Genomic DNA, 14,806 nt, shown 5'->3' with positions numbered 1-14,806 from the left:
CTGCAAATGGAACCGACCCTACTACTTGTAGACGATGAACTGAAATTGCTTGAAGTGATGGAGAATTACCTAAATAGAGAAGGTTTCAAAACCATAACGGCTCAAAACGGCAATCACGCATTGGATTTGGCTAGAACCCAGAACCCCTCTGTCGTTATTCTGGATTGGATGCTTCCTGGAATGTCAGGCATTGACGTTTGCCGTGAACTTCGGCGGATGGGACCTGTGGGCATTATTATGGTGACCGCAAAAACAGAGGAAACCGACCGCGTTGTTGGGCTCGAAGTTGGGGCTGACGATTATTTGGCCAAGCCTTTCAGCCTGCGCGAGCTTGCCGCCCGTATTCGTTCCCTGCTGAGGCGAATGAATGTGAGCTTTCAATTCGTCCAGGAATCGGACCTGATTCGGGGACCATTTACCATTTCCGAAGAAAAATGTTTGGTATGGAAAAATGATACGGAAATATCGCTCACCCCAACGGAGAATAAAATGCTAATTACGCTTTGCAAAAAACCAGGCGTTGTATTCAGCCGTCTGCAGCTTCTGCGGGTAGCCATGGATGACGATTTTCAAAATTACGAACGCACCGTAGATGCCCATATCCGAAATTTGCGCAAAAAAATCGAGGACAACCCTTCGGAACCAGTATTCATCCAGACGGTGTACGGCTTTGGCTATCGGTTCGGTGATCAGAAATGAGTGTTAGGGCGAAACTATTTATTGCGATGACGGCACTGGTCATTTTCACCGGCTTCTTATTCATGGTAATTTCCCAAGTATACCTAGCTAACCTGCTTGAGCGGTATGCGGATGTTATTCAAGTTTCCCAGAAACATTTTCATCAATCTTTATTATGGGCCCAACTCAAAGGAGTATTAATATCCATCCTGGTAATGCTGTTGATTGGGGTTTGGCTGTCCCAAAAATTGACGAAACCGCTACATCAGATTACGGATGCCATCAAACGCTTTACTGTCAATGATTTCTCTGTGTCCATGCAATTAGCAAGCAATGACGAATACAGTATAAGAACGCCTCTCGCCATTATTTCAGGTCAGTTAGAGCTTTTCCAAGAGAACGGCAAACCCATCCCTCCCGAGATGCTATTGCCGATGCAGGATGAGGTCATGCGACTGGCAAAATTGGTGAATGAGCTTCATTTATTATCAATGGCTGACGCTGGAAAACTTTCGCTTGACAAAGAACCCGTGAACCTACTTGATCTTGTCGAAGGGATTGTAAATATTTATCAATATGAACTGGACGGCAAGCGGATTGAGACAACGGTTCAAACGACGCTTACTAAAACGACAGTCAGCGTAGACCGTAACCGAATGAAGCAAGTTTTGATGAATGTCTTGAACAACGCGATCCAATATACAGGCGATGGCGGAAAAATTCGGATTGAACTTGGTGATTACAAAAAGAGTGATGATGTAGATACCCACTACGTTTGCGTTAGCATCGAAGATTCGGGAATCGGCATCGCCCCCGAACATTTGACCAGCTTGTTTCGGAGGTTTTATCGCGTCGAAGATGCGAGAAATCGGGATACGGGCGGAACCGGTCTTGGACTTGCCATTGCCAAGGAGTTCGTAGAAGCACATCAAGGCTTCATAACCGTAGAAAGCACGATTGAGAAAGGCACGACATTCCGGATCTACTTGCCATCATATGAGTTTACAGCGACTGTCGTGGACGTAAAATAACAGGTGTCCATTGTGAACAGCATCATCGAAAGGCTCGGCGGAAGCCGTGGCGCCTATAATACCCAAAGCAGTGTACTTTCTTACTAAAGGAGCTAAAAGACCATCTAATAAGGGGACTGTTGACAAATGATATTTATTCATTTGGTTATTCTACATTTAGAAATACGAACACCGATGACCCACTACATTTTGTAGCGGATCATCGGTGTTTTATTTAGAGAAAAACTCCGTTAAGAATCACTGCTAAGGACTCTTTAAGCTTTGAGTAACACCCAGCTCCGGTAATATTAATTTTAGGTTACGGGACTCTCTTTTCTGCTAAAGGAAATCGAACCGTTACTGTCGTTCCCTCATTTTCTTTGCTAGTGATTGAAATTTGACCTAGATTACACTCCGCCAAGCGCTTGGCGATCGCGAGTCCCAGCCCTGTCCCTCCCTGCAGACGGCTTCTGGCTTTATCCACACGATAGAAGCGGTCAAATACATAAGGCAAATCTTTTTCGGGAATCCCTATTCCAAAATCAATGACTTTTAGTTCGACGAACTTCTCACGAGTCGTCCCTTCAACTTTAATGATATATCTTTCGTTGGAGTATTTCATAGCATTGTCGAGCAAAATAAGTAAGATCTGCTCTAGCTGATGCGGTACCACGACAATCGTATCCGCATCTATGAAATTCAGCTCTGACTATACCTGCAGACTGGGGTGTGCAGCTGCAAAACGGTTCAAAGTATATTGGATAAAAGACCTCAGTGCAACACTCTCTCTTAGGGCGGTTGAGGACTGGTTTTCCGCACGAGTAAGCTCCAGAAGTTCTTGAACAATGCCCTCCATCCGCTTAAATTCCTGTAACGCCGCCTCCAGCGAGATATTCAGCACCAGAGGATCGTCTTTTCCCCATCGCTGTAATAAAGACAGATGCCCTTTCATAATCGTTAGCGGCGTTCTCAGTTCATGCGATGCGTCTTCGACAAATTGCTTCTGCTGCTGGAATGCAGCCTCCAGCTGATCCATCATGTCATTAAAATGCTGAGCCAGCCGGGAGAGCTCATCGTTGTTATTCATGGGCCGAACACGCTCGTGCAATCCTCTGGTCTTGATGTTCTGGATCGTTTCGGCCAAGGACTGAATGGGAGTCAGCAATTGCTTAGACAACACAAGTCCTCCCAATCCACTTAGAAAAACCGAGCCAATCCCTGCCACGATCATAACAATAAGAATGAGGTTGGAGATATGGTCCAGCGTCTCCATATTATTTATGATCTCGATCGTACCTTGAGAATGATTGGTCGTAATCGGTGCCCTCAAAATCAGTAAATGCTCGTTGTCGTGCCGGACGTTATTTGCTGTAGCCGCTGAGCCGATTCGGGATGTACCCAATCTTCAGGTAAGTGGTTGGATACGGTAAGTACAGGTGTGCCACTCTGATCTAGGACACGAATGAGCTGCTTCTTCTCGATCAATTTTTCCACGTAACCTTGGCTTTTTTGAAACAGGTTGGGATCATCGACTGAATTTTTCTCTTGAAAGTAATTATCAATCTGAGCCATGGTTCGCTGCATAGAGATCTTCTCTTGATTCGTCAGCCAACGTCCGATCGTTACGAACTGAACAACATTGTACAGCATGAACAACAGGCACAGGATGACAGTGGACATCAGTACGATTCTCCATTTTATCGGAAGCCTGGGGATGGCGGTACGCAGACGATCCATCATCGCATCACATATCCTATCCCGCGAACCGTCTGGATCAAGCTCTCTTGATTGGGCTCGTCCAGCTTATTTCGCAAATATCGCACATACACATCCACCACATTTGTCTCTACTTCGGTATCGTAGCCCCAGATTTTTTCGAGCAACACGTCCCGCGAAAGCACAATGTTTGGATTTTGCATAAAGACAGCCAGCATAGCAAACTCTCGCTTCGTAAGCTCAATCACTTCCCCATATCGGGTAACGATATGCGCAACGAGATTCAGATAAAGGTCGCGGTGGGTGATGATTTCTCGATCAGCGTCGATTGGCATCTCCAACCGACGAAACAACGAGCGCATCCGAGCCATTAATTCCTCAATGGCGAAGGGCTTAGGAATATAATCATCCGCGCCGCTGTCTAGACCGGACACCCGATCTTGGGTGCTGTCCCTGGCAGTAAGCATCATGATCGGAGTCGGCTTCACCGCACGAATTCGTCGGCACACTTCTATGCCGTTCAGCTCTGGCAGCATAATGTCCAGCAGAATCAGATCCCAATCTTGCTCCAATGCCAGCTTTAATCCCGATAATCCGTCAAACGCTTTGGTTACAGCGAACGATTCATGCTTTAATTCCAACTCGATAAACAAAGCCAGATTTTTCTCATCTTCAATCAGTAAAATGCGTTTCATCCGATAACGTCCCTTATCCTAACGATTGAAATCTAGGCGTGCCATTAATTATTTATTATATTTTCCAAAATCAATGGTTTCGCTTCCTTCCAAACAAATCAGATTTTTGCGATTCGCTGATCCACTTGGAGCTGGATTTAAGGAATTTGTATAAGAAAATAGTAGTATTTCCTTCCAAGAATAAAATTTAATCTTCATGACAACTCAAATAAAACAGCACTCATTTGGCACCGGCCTGCCGTGCATAACGCTTTTCTGCGTTTTTACTCGGCGAATCAGCGTGAGCATAATGATTTATGCTCTATTCTTTTTGTTAGCAATGAGCTTATGGAGCATAAATACAATCAGTAAACCAGAAAAGCCTACTGCCACGAACAGTTGGGTATGCGATTGATTTTTTACATGATCCCAATTCGCTCCCAATTGCGTGCCAATTTTAATAAATATGATAGACCAAGGTAAGGTTGCAGCTAGCGTGTAAATGCTGAATTTCCATATGTTCATCTTCGTGATGCCAGCTGGAATGGAGATCGCATGGCGCACAATCGGAATAAAACGCGCAAAAAATACAACAGAAGAGCCATAGCGATCAAACCATCGATCGGCTTGGTGAATGTGGGTCTGTTTAATAAAGATAAACTTTCCATATTTCATAAAAAACGGTCTTCCGCCATAGCGGCCAATTACGTATACGATACCCTGTGCCACAAGTCCACCTATCGTCCCAGCCGCGACGGCCCCCCAGAAGCCGAGATGACCCTCAAAGACCATAAACCCGGTATAAGCAAGAACAATCTCGCTAGGAATGACTTCAATTGCTAAACCTAAAATAACGCCGAAATAACCAAGTGACACAATCGACTGCAACAATTGTTGTACCATCCGTCAACATCCTTTTCATTTATTCCTTGTTCACACGCTACCACTAAACATGCGCTAAATGAATAAATGATGAGAAAAACGATAGAAAAAAGATGGTTCTGTCACTTAAAATCTTCTTTAATGATAGTTCGTATACTTGACTTTTCTCAATCAACAACACTCACATTCCTCGTTTTTGCCACGAAACGTCTATCGCTATTAATAAAATGGCTATGTTAAATCTTAATGTTGCTATTTGAAGTTTTCGAACATTTGTTCTATAATTAGGGTAATCATATAGCTCGGAGATGATTACCTTATGGATTTGAAGGAACTGATTAAACTTGCTAAGGGATTGGACAATAAGGATAAGCAACAGCTTATTCTCTTTTTGCAGTCAGAAACCAACGGTGGTGCGGCACCCATACGAGTAATTGATGAAATCCAAGAGCAAAAGCATAGAGAGGGACTGGTCTGCCCGCATTGCCATAACAGAGCCGTCGTGCGCTTCGGAAAGTACGTCATTAAAACACGATCGGGCGCGGTTAAGCGCCAGCGTTATCGTTGCAAAATATGCTTTCAAACATTCAATGACCTTACGAACAGCCCTCTCCAACGGACACGGCGACCTCATCTGTGGGTTCGATTTATCGAACTCATGATTGAGGGTTTTTCGCTACGCAAATGCGCCGAACTGATGTACGAAGAGGTCTCGTTTGTGACCCTGTTTTACTGGCGACATAAGATTCTCGCTGCCCTGAAACAGATTCCAACCGAAGCATTCCAAGGTATTGTCGAAATGGACGAGACCTATTTCCTGTATTCGGAAAAGGGCAGGCGAAATATTACCGAACGCAAGCCTCGTAAACGCGGCGGTAAAGCTAAGCACCGTGGTATCAGCAACGACCAAGTTTGTGTGCTGGTCGCTCGTGACCGTCAGAAAATGACCTTCTCGGGCGTTCTTGGGCGCGGGCGCATCCGTACAACGAAGCTGGATGAAGCAATCGGCTCTCACCTGTTGAACTCCAACGTGCTTTGTACGGATTCCTGGCGTGCGTTCAGTTCATATGCTAACCAAAGAGGATTGGCGCATTACCGATTCAAATCTGATGGAAAACTACGCGTCAAAGGCGTTTACCATATCCAGAACGTCAACAGTTACCATAGCCGTCTGAAAAAATGGATGGATCGCTTCAATGGAGTTGCAACCAAGTATTTGGATCATTATTTGGCATGGTTCCGCTACCTCGACAGCAAGGACTATGAGAACACAACGTCGAATAAGAAGAACATGTTGGTGTCTTCGTGCCTGTTTTCTGTGAATGATACGAACGCCAGATTGCGACGGATGGCTTACTGTTGAGCTATACGATCGGGCAGGATTGCGCAACGGAGTTAACAAATACAGCGCTTATAACTATTATTATGTTTCATTTCGTACCCATCGTTCTTCAATTTTCATGAATTTCCAAATTCCAAATGAGATAGCCCATGACAAGACAAATACTGCAACCAAAATATAACCAAGACTACCGAAGTCTAAATCTTCAATCCACTCCCAGAAAACCCCCGTTAAGCCGATCTTAGGCGTAAGTACCTGCAACAGTTCAATGATACCAATAACCAAGGCAGCCACAACGGATAAAGCTGTAATCGTTAGATTATAATAAACTTTCCGAATAGGTGTACGGAATGCCCAGCGGTAGGCTGTAGTCATGAATATACCATCGGCAGTGTCTAATAAACTCATGCCTGCAGCGAACAGAATAGGCAGCGCTAGGATCCCCATTAAAGGAATAGAACTATTTGCTGCACCAGCAGAGATAGCCATTAATGCAACCTCACTAGCAGTATCAAATCCTAATCCAAAAAGAAATCCAATGGGGTATACATGCCAGCTTTTGGCGACAAATTTGAAGAGTGGATTTAGCAAACGTGACATTAACCCACGGGAATGAAGCAATTCTTCAAGTTTGTTTTCGTTAAATGATTTTTGACGCATCTTTAAAAATACTTGATAAATGTTCTTGAGGATAAATAGGTTTAAAACCCCAATTAGAACTAAGAAAACACCAGAAACCGAAGCTCCAATAATTCCCCCAATCTCCTGTAGTTCGGGCATATTGGTTTCTGCCCATTTCGCAGCAAATGCAGTTACAATAGCCATACAACATACAACGGATGAATGTCCTAAAGAAAAGAAGAACCCTACCCCAACTGGATTTTTATCCTGTTGAACGAGTTTGCGAACGGTATTGTCAATGGCTGCAATATGGTCAGCGTCGAAAGCATGCCGTAAGCCCAAGGTATAAGCGATAAACCCTAATCCCATGAGAGCTGGATGATTACCAACAGATAATAGTAAAAATGCAATACCAACAATATGTAATAAGACAACGACTACCGCATATCCTTTCCAACGATAATAACTTTTCAATTTTTGTCCCACAGCTGTCTTCCTCTCTCATTGATTAAGCAGATAATATTTCCAGATATATAGTAACACGTATTGGGGATTTTGTAACACATTTTTTGTCGTAGGATGAAATTATTAATAAACTCTAAGGTGAAAATAATGGTCTTTCCGACGGGTACGATAGCATAATAAACCACCCTTCACATTACAGGGCGGTTTATTTTTGGCTGAATATCAACATTAAGGATTAACATAGCCAATAAAATAAAAAATGCTCTCCCCCATTATCTTTGACGAGGGAGAGGGATCATGAGTTTGACAATATCATGATATGGTTTCAATAAGTTCCTGCTTAGGCAGCAGCCCATATGCTTTGACCAAACAATATTAGATTTAGGTGAGAATCATATCACGTTGATGATACCCTTTTGCCTCAGCACTGTACATTCCGGTTTGCCGGTTGAGCAGCCATACTTTCCTCAAGTTCACATTCAGCACATAATCCCAATCTTCCTCCAGAAAATTCATGAGAAAATTTTCAGTTTCACGGCAGGTAATAATCAGCAATTTTTTTATAAGCATTCCATAGTATGGTATCAGCTTTTTCTCAATGAAAGAAGGTTGATACCCTTGAGAAAACACAATAAACAAAAGTTTAAGAATGGTGTCTCTGTCATAACATGTACGAATAAATCTAGGTTTTTAAATAATCTATTTAAAAATTTTTTAAACCAACTTGAGCGCCGCAAAGAGTTAATTATTATAGTGAATCGAGATCATATCAGCCTGGCTCCTTACCGAAAAAAAGCTAAATATTTAAGCAATGTAACCATTTGTCGATTACCTGAAAAAACTTCGCTAGGTAACTGTTTGAATTATGGCATTAGCAAGGCTAGATACAAATTTATAGCGAAGTTTGATGATGATGATTTCTATGCCCCGAATTACTTAAGAAGATCGATGCGAATTTTAAAGGGAAAAAATTTGGATGTAGTATGGAAAAGTTCTGTTTTCGTATATCTGGAATCAAGAAATTGTTTGTATATTCGTTATCCAAACCGAAGAGATCGGCTTGCCGGATTTGTAGCCGGGGGAACCATTATGTTTAAAAGAAATGTTTACCCTCGTGTGAAATTTGCAAATGTATCATTAGGAGAAGATGCACGCTTCTTAAAAACATGTAGAGCTATGGGCTATAAAATCAATTCTACAGATAGATTTAATTATGTTTACATCCGAAGAAAAAATCGAAAAAGTCATTCAATGAAAGTCCGTGATCGTTACTGGCTAAAGCATAGTAGGCTTGTCAGACGCACCCGCTTCTTTAAGAAGCTTGTGACTAGATGATACGATTTCATGCACAAAGGTATTTTCATTATGATTGACAGTAAAAAGACCCTACAGTCACATGGAATTAACGCGGTGACTTGAGGGATTAAAGCAATGTAGAAGGTTACTTAACTGTCCACCTAAGCCATCATTCCAAGACTAACTGAAAAAAATATATTTACAAATTCCACCTTCTCCACTATCATAAATGTAACAACGGTTACAATGTAACTACTATTACATTGCTAGGGGGATCGAAATTGAACTTTTATTTGATTTTAGCCAGCTTTCTTGGTACGGCCGTAGAATTCGTTGAAGCCTTAACGATCGTACTCGCTGTTGGTGTAGTAAAGGGTTGGAAGAGCTCTCTCTCCGGTATGGCGCTCGCCATTGTTTGTTTAGTTGCTTTGGTGGCTTTGTTTGGTGTGCCGCTGATGAGTCTCGTCCACTTGGGTACATTTCAGCTCGTGATCGGTATTCTAATGACCTTGTTCGGCATGCGCTGGCTTCGTAAAGCGATCCTTCGTTATTCCGGGTTGAAAGCTTTGCATTTAGAAAATGAGGCTTTTGAGGAGGAATTGGCGCGGCAACGTGATGATGGGACGGAAGGCAAGAAAATGAATTGGTTTGGGTTTATGACTACGTTTAATATAGTGCTGCTAGAAGGCATCGAGGCTATTTTCATCGTGCTTACGCTAGGTCTAGCTGCAGATTCATTGGTATCCTCTATCCTTGGCAGCGTGCTCGGTTTAGTCATTGTAGTAATTGCAGGTGTTATGCTCCGGAAACCGCTTGCCATGATTCCGGAAAATACGATGAAATTTGTAGTCGGCTTGATGCTTAGCGGCTTCGGCGTTTTCTGGGTCGGTGAAGGTTTAGGAGTGGAATGGTGGCATGAAGACATTTCCATTCTCGTACTAATAGCCATCTTGTTTGTTCTATCATTTGTTTGCGTTGGGATATTGCGAAATCTACAGAATCGGAAGGTGAATCTCCGTGAAGGCAGTGCTCAAGACCGTATTGGGGCTCATCATTGATGATTGGTGGTTGGCAATCGGGCTAATTGCATCGATAACAATTACCGGAATAATGCTGCAAAGCGGCTTTGAGCCTATATTTGCCTCATGGCTGCTGACTATACTTACAGTTGGAACTTTAATTCTAAGTCTAGCAATGGAGTTTCGCAAAAAGAACAGGATAAGCCACTAAGCAAGCAGCAGCGGCACCCTTACCGTTCATGATCGGTGAAGGTGCCGCTGTTTTTGTTGTGTGGTATTATAATAAGTAATATCAAAATGTACGTGGATATGAAGGAGAAACACGCAAATGAAATGGATCGTATTTATTTATAAAGTGCCTCCGAAGCCAACCAAATATCGAACCTATTTGTGGCGTGAGCTCAAACGATTTGGCGCAATTTATTTACAGGACGGCGTCTGCCTGCTGCCCGATGCGGACGACGTACATTTGTTTATTGGTGCGCTTGGCGAGAAGGTCCAGGAGTTTGGCGGTCAGGAATATACCCTACTCTCAACCACTTTTACAACTGATAAAGATCAAGTAATGGTAGAGCAATTTAATACTGTCCGTACAGAGGAATATACCGAACTTCTCCCTGGCATTCGCAAGCTGAAGGGCTTACTAGAAGAAGAGGAAAGCTGGGAATTCGATGACGAGCAGATGCAGAAAATTCGTGAAGAATTCCAGAAGTTGATGAGGCAATTCCAAAGCATTGAATCCAGGGATTATTTCGAATCAGACATGGGCCGAAATGTGCGCCTGCAACTGGATCAATTACGAAGACAGCTCCTCAGCTTTTAATGATAGTAAACGTGTATTACTTATGTAGACGACTTAGACGACTTCCTCTCGCCGGTCTTACGTTCGCACCAGGCATATAACGCATCATACATGGGAAGCTGCAGTTTAATTTTTTCATGATCACTAATCCCAAGGTAATAGAATCCGAAGGCGATGGCCCGCAGCCCTGCGGATTCCGGAGTTATATCGATATCGATCGGGATATCCGCCCCATGAATAATTGAGCCCATCATGGCTAAGGCTGGATTTTCGTTCAGCGTATATTTAATCAGTATCGATTCAAAGCTGCACCGTCCATAGTGATGACCGAGTTCAACACCCTTCATATCAAACGGAGTCCCATCCGTAATCAACGCCGGATTTGTATCGTTCGGGACAAACTCGAAGGTCGCCTCCGGGTCAATAAATTTTAATATGAGCCATGGACAAGCCACCCGCTCTACATTCGCATGTTCTCTCGTGACCCATTTCACTCTATCCCAACTCCTGACAGCTTTATAACTTTCTTCATTATATACTACGATGAACAAGACAGCTATTCGAAATTTGGTTGGTAGAACCTCTTCAGTTAAGCGCTCTAAAACGCAACGGCCATACTACTACGCTAAACAAGCCCATTACGATGCGCATACACAGCTGCCTGTGTCCTGTCGTCAACTTCCAACTTGGCCAGAATATTCGTAATATGCGTTTTAACTGTTTTTATGGCGATGCTTAACTCATCAGCGATCTCTGTATTGGTCCGACCTTCGGCGATGAGTTGCAATACTTCCAATTCCCTTGCCGTAAGCTCCTCGTGTGGACGCCGCTCATCGGCAGTGCTTCTCATCCGGGACAGTACTTTCCCAGTCACTTTGGCTTCAAGCACTGGTTCTCCCTTGGCGGCCGCGCGAATTGCATCCGCGATCTCTTTGGCCTTCGTCGTCTTGAGAAGATAGCTCAAAGCCCCCGCTTCCAGCACAGGATACACTTTATCGTCGTCGATAAAGCTCGTAAGGACAATAATTTTCGCAGCCGGTCGGTTCCGCACAATTTCCTTTGTAGCCTCAATTCCGTTCATTACTTCCATGACTAGATCCATCAGAATCACATCCGGGTTCAATTCCGTGGCCGCTCGCACTCCCTCAGCTCCATTTGCCGCCTCCCCTACTACATCGATATCCTTTTGAGTATCCAAATAAGCGGCTAAACCCATTCGTACCATCTCGTGATCGTCGATCAATAACACTCGTATCATGACTCCTCTATCTCCCCTTTAATCACAATAGGTACTTTTACATCAACTTGGGTTCCTTTTCCCGGTGCTGAAATGATATCAACCACCCCTCCAATTTCGTTCGCACGCTCTTGTAACGTCTTTAGCCCGAAAGATGAGTTTTTGATTACGCTTACCTCGAATCCAATCCCGTTATCCGAAACTCTCAAATGGAGCATACGTCCGTCCACTACTCGAAGCCTCACGGACGCCGAGGTTGCCTCTGAATGACGCAGAATGTTCGACATTCCCTCCTGTACCATCCGGAACAGGTGATCTTCAATCCCCTTCGACAACTCCGGCAATTGCTCCAATTCCCAGTGCAACTTAAGCTGATGCTGCTTTTCGACACATTCATGAAGGAACTGCTCAATGGCTTCTTTCAAGCTTTTATCAGCCAGCGTCGGTGGCCTCAGCTGCATCAGAAGAGCTCTCATTTCGTTTTGCGCCGTCTCTGCCAACTTCTCCACAGCTGCGATTCGTTTTCGCAACTTTCCTTCCCCCAGCTCATCGCTTTCCAAAATTGCCGCTGTCATCATCGCGATAGCGAAAAGTTGCTGGCTAACCGCATCGTGCAGCTCGCGGGCAATCCGCTGCCGCTCTTCCAGCACGACGGTCCGATTGGACTGCTCCAGAAGCTCCACATTTTTCGTAGACAGCTTCTGAAGCGAGGCGACCTGCCGCTCAATTTGTTCGGCCATTTCGTTCAAATGTAGAGCAGTCAGCCCGATCTCATCTAATTTGCTGCTGACCTCGATTTGTAGCCTATGTCCAAAATGTCCTCTTCCATACTTATATACCGCATCGTCTAGTTCTTCCAGTCGCTCCTTCATATTTCGTCCGATGATATACCCGGCAGAAGTCCCTATAAGGTTTACAATGACGCCAATCCACAATAGAACAGGGAAATTAAGCCATTCAACGAGGAATATCACTCTCAGTGACAGGTCAAATACAAATAGGAACGTACCGGTGGACAGCACAAAAACAAGTAAGGTTACGATACTGCATAATGCCGCAAGCTTCCAGCGGATACTTGCAATTGGTCGATGATTCATAGCCGTCTCACGGTCACATCCCCGATCCCGGTAGCTACGATCAGCATGACCTTTCTCTCCGTATCGGCGTAACCGGGCGTTAGAAATTGGCCGCGCAATTTTTTCCGTGCGCCGAACAAATCAATTGTGCCAACATTCGTCGTACAGGTAATCGAAACCTCAAGATCGTACGGGACGTAAATACTTATGCTGCCTACCCATTTCCCAATAACAACTTGCTGCTCCCCTTCAGATATCAGCATTTTGGATAGATCAAGATGTAAATCACCGAATTTATGCGAGAGCTTCAGTCCGTTTAACTTATGCATTAACTCACGTTTAAAAACCGAAAACAATGCTGCGAAGCCTCCATCTTCTCCAGACAAGGACCTTCCCCTAAGTACCAGCTTCTTCCATAACAGTACTACAGCAGCAGGTCTCCTTTTTAATACAAGCAATAATCCAGAAAACACGAGTGCCGTCCCTACTACAGTACCTAGGATGCTCATTTGCATAAACACGGCCGTATGATAACCTGCCAGCATAAATGCAGGTAACCCGATCCAAGACCAAACGGTTCTGCATAGCAGATATCCGACGCCACCCCAAAAGAGAGGATCCAGTAGTTCGCCACCCCCATGGCTCAGGAAAACGACGGCATAAGCAGCAGTAAAAATAAGGATGAACTGGGTCCAAGGATTCCATACAAGTCTCATCACCGACTGTCAGAGCCTCCTTTCGAGTGAATATGAATATCTCCATCATTCGAATTTAACCTAATAGGTACGACGCCTTGGCCGCTAATGGCGTGTAACGTCTTATTATTCCCGGCTCCCCCCGTATTCGACAACCTGGAGCCGTTATCCACCATTCCTTTGACCGCTGAAGCATCGATTGTAAAATCGCCATTTGGTGGCAGCCCAAAAGTAATATCTCCGGAAGCCGCTTTCACCTCTATGGCTTTCACAGCCTCTTTGAGCCCGATATTGATTTGCCCCTTTTGAAGGTCTGCCTGAAGCCCTCCGGTATAATCGGAGATATTGATTTTTCCGTTTCCTGCATCAATCACACCCTCACCTGCCATCATCCGCTGCGCATTAAAATTTCCATTAATAATAGAAGACTTAAAGTCTCCACTGAAATCGGAAATATTCATATTGCCCTTGTTTATGGTTGTTTCTAATTTCCCCTTAAAACTGGCAAGATTGAAATCTCCTTTGTCAATCGTTACAACGCCTTTCCCGCCTGAACCGCCTTTAACGATCATATGTCCAGCTGATAAGGACGCGTTCCAATCCCCTGTAAATTGAGATAGGCTGATGTCTCCCTTACCAACCGTCAATTCCGCATTATCTGACGTCACCGAATCCGCTTCGAAGACTCCTGTCGAGAGCTCAGTGTAGAGTCTTCCGTTTACTTTGTTTAAATCGACTTTCCCAGATTGGATTTTCATCGTGCTATTCCCCAATGAGGATTGTCTGATAAGCAGCCTTCCTTTATCCATAGCAAATTGAAGGTCTTCTAACGTCACATCGGTTAACGCTAACTCCCCATGGTCAACCCTGACATTTAAACGTTTGAGTCCAAGTTTGTGCTGCTCCGATAATCCAGCCAGTGTAACCTCACCGTGATTGGCCGCTATCGAAATATTGCGGCCGTAGGTTTGCGGTAGGTGGATCACCGCCACAGCATCACATGGGAACAAGGAAAGTGGTTTGCGGGTAATCAAGATGCCCAAACCCGTTCCTTGAGGAGTCAGCTTCACTTCAGTATTTCCTTCTAACGTAACAGCCAGATCCTCTCTATCTTCCTCAACAATATGGACATCGACATCTGAAGTGTCAATCTGGACCTCTTGTACGCTATGGATCGGAGCCCGTTCTACCTTCACCCCCCAAGTCGGCCAATGATCTGGCATAGACAAGACGAGCAAGATGAAGCCGAACAGCATAGCGATTATTCCAACAATACGGCTCATAGCCCGGTCT

Annotated in this window: 17 protein-coding genes; 6 read left to right on the top strand and 11 right to left on the bottom strand. The window is 44.2% G+C overall.

What is annotated here, in order from left to right:
• The first annotated feature begins 6 nt into the window (after positions 1–6).
• Together FPZ49_RS25940 and FPZ49_RS25935 are read left to right on the top strand one after the other, a co-directional pair.
• A complete protein-coding gene (locus FPZ49_RS25940) occupies positions 7–699 on the top strand; it encodes a response regulator transcription factor (RefSeq protein ID WP_144852653.1) in 693 nt (230 codons plus the stop codon).
• Positions 696–1,709: a sensor histidine kinase gene (locus FPZ49_RS25935; protein ID WP_144852651.1), complete on the top strand. Its 1,014-nt coding sequence runs from the start codon at positions 696–698 to the stop codon at positions 1,707–1,709. Before FPZ49_RS25940 ends, FPZ49_RS25935 begins: the two co-directional genes overlap by 4 nt.
• Positions 1,710–2,007: 298 nt before the next feature.
• On the opposite strand, the gene FPZ49_RS37015 is transcribed toward FPZ49_RS25935, so the two are convergent.
• From FPZ49_RS37015 to FPZ49_RS25920, 5 genes are all read right to left on the bottom strand, one after another.
• Complete coding sequence (locus FPZ49_RS37015) at positions 2,008–2,361, bottom strand: sensor histidine kinase (protein ID WP_261381617.1); 354 nt, start codon at positions 2,359–2,361, stop codon at positions 2,008–2,010.
• A gap of 36 nt (positions 2,362–2,397) precedes the next feature.
• Complete coding sequence (locus tag FPZ49_RS37010) at positions 2,398–2,865, bottom strand: histidine kinase dimerization/phospho-acceptor domain-containing protein (protein WP_261381628.1); 468 nt, start codon at positions 2,863–2,865, stop codon at positions 2,398–2,400.
• 155 nt (positions 2,866–3,020) lie between these two features.
• Positions 3,021–3,428 (bottom strand): hypothetical protein, encoded by a 408-nt coding sequence (locus FPZ49_RS37005; RefSeq protein WP_261381616.1) that lies wholly within the window; start codon positions 3,426–3,428, stop codon positions 3,021–3,023.
• The gene (locus FPZ49_RS25925) at positions 3,425–4,099 is read right to left on the bottom strand and encodes a response regulator transcription factor (protein ID WP_144852649.1); all 675 of its coding nucleotides are present in this window, start codon (positions 4,097–4,099) and stop codon (positions 3,425–3,427) included. Before FPZ49_RS25925 ends, FPZ49_RS37005 begins: the two co-directional genes overlap by 4 nt.
• A 294-nt stretch (positions 4,100–4,393) precedes the next feature.
• Positions 4,394–4,981, bottom strand: coding sequence for a DedA family protein (locus tag FPZ49_RS25920; protein WP_144852647.1), 588 nt, complete (start codon positions 4,979–4,981; stop codon positions 4,394–4,396).
• 298 nt (positions 4,982–5,279) lie between these two features.
• On the opposite strand from FPZ49_RS25920, the gene FPZ49_RS25915 reads away from it, so the two are divergent.
• Positions 5,280–6,323, top strand: coding sequence for an IS1595 family transposase (locus FPZ49_RS25915; protein WP_144852645.1), 1,044 nt, complete (start codon positions 5,280–5,282; stop codon positions 6,321–6,323).
• A gap of 60 nt (positions 6,324–6,383) precedes the next feature.
• On the opposite strand, the gene FPZ49_RS25910 is transcribed toward FPZ49_RS25915, so the two are convergent.
• Positions 6,384–7,409, bottom strand: a complete 1,026-nt coding sequence (locus FPZ49_RS25910) for a HoxN/HupN/NixA family nickel/cobalt transporter (RefSeq protein WP_144852643.1) — start codon at positions 7,407–7,409, stop codon at positions 6,384–6,386.
• 597 nt (positions 7,410–8,006) lie between these two features.
• On the opposite strand from FPZ49_RS25910, the gene FPZ49_RS25905 reads away from it, so the two are divergent.
• The 3 genes from FPZ49_RS25905 (at position 8,007) to FPZ49_RS25895 (ending at position 10,526) form a co-directional block, all read left to right on the top strand.
• Complete coding sequence (locus FPZ49_RS25905; RefSeq protein ID WP_186446105.1) at positions 8,007–8,723, top strand: glycosyltransferase; 717 nt, start codon at positions 8,007–8,009, stop codon at positions 8,721–8,723.
• A gap of 242 nt (positions 8,724–8,965) precedes the next feature.
• Entirely contained in the window at positions 8,966–9,742 is a 777-nt protein-coding gene (locus tag FPZ49_RS25900) for a COG4280 domain-containing protein (protein ID WP_186446104.1), read from the top strand.
• A gap of 289 nt (positions 9,743–10,031) precedes the next feature.
• A complete protein-coding gene (locus FPZ49_RS25895) occupies positions 10,032–10,526 on the top strand; it encodes a Chromate resistance protein ChrB (RefSeq protein ID WP_144852638.1) in 495 nt (164 codons plus the stop codon).
• A 20-nt stretch (positions 10,527–10,546) separates the two neighbouring features.
• On the opposite strand, the gene FPZ49_RS25890 is transcribed toward FPZ49_RS25895, so the two are convergent.
• The 5 genes from FPZ49_RS25890 to FPZ49_RS25870 form a co-directional block, all read right to left on the bottom strand.
• Entirely contained in the window at positions 10,547–10,999 is a 453-nt protein-coding gene (locus FPZ49_RS25890; RefSeq protein ID WP_144852635.1) for a chromate resistance protein ChrB domain-containing protein, read from the bottom strand.
• Positions 11,000–11,130: 131 nt separating this feature from the next.
• A complete protein-coding gene (locus FPZ49_RS25885) occupies positions 11,131–11,763 on the bottom strand; it encodes a response regulator (RefSeq protein WP_144852633.1) in 633 nt (210 codons plus the stop codon).
• Positions 11,760–12,839: a sensor histidine kinase gene (locus FPZ49_RS25880; protein WP_144852631.1), complete on the bottom strand. Its 1,080-nt coding sequence runs from the start codon at positions 12,837–12,839 to the stop codon at positions 11,760–11,762. The genes FPZ49_RS25885 and FPZ49_RS25880 overlap by 4 nt, the downstream gene beginning before the upstream one ends.
• Positions 12,836–13,534, bottom strand: coding sequence for a cell wall-active antibiotics response protein LiaF (gene liaF, locus FPZ49_RS25875; protein ID WP_261381627.1), 699 nt, complete (start codon positions 13,532–13,534; stop codon positions 12,836–12,838). Before liaF ends, FPZ49_RS25880 begins: the two co-directional genes overlap by 4 nt.
• Positions 13,534–14,796, bottom strand: coding sequence for a DUF4097 family beta strand repeat-containing protein (locus tag FPZ49_RS25870; RefSeq protein WP_144852627.1), 1,263 nt, complete (start codon positions 14,794–14,796; stop codon positions 13,534–13,536). The genes liaF and FPZ49_RS25870 overlap by 1 nt, the downstream gene beginning before the upstream one ends.
• Positions 14,797–14,806: the final 10 nt, after the last annotated feature.

The sequence above is a fragment of the Paenibacillus cremeus genome (assembly GCF_007786445.1).
Classification (GTDB): domain Bacteria; phylum Bacillota; class Bacilli; order Paenibacillales; family NBRC-103111; genus Paenibacillus_G; species Paenibacillus_G cremeus.
Note: the sequence above shows the minus strand (reverse complement) of the source record. Positions and strands in the feature narration are given on the sequence as shown.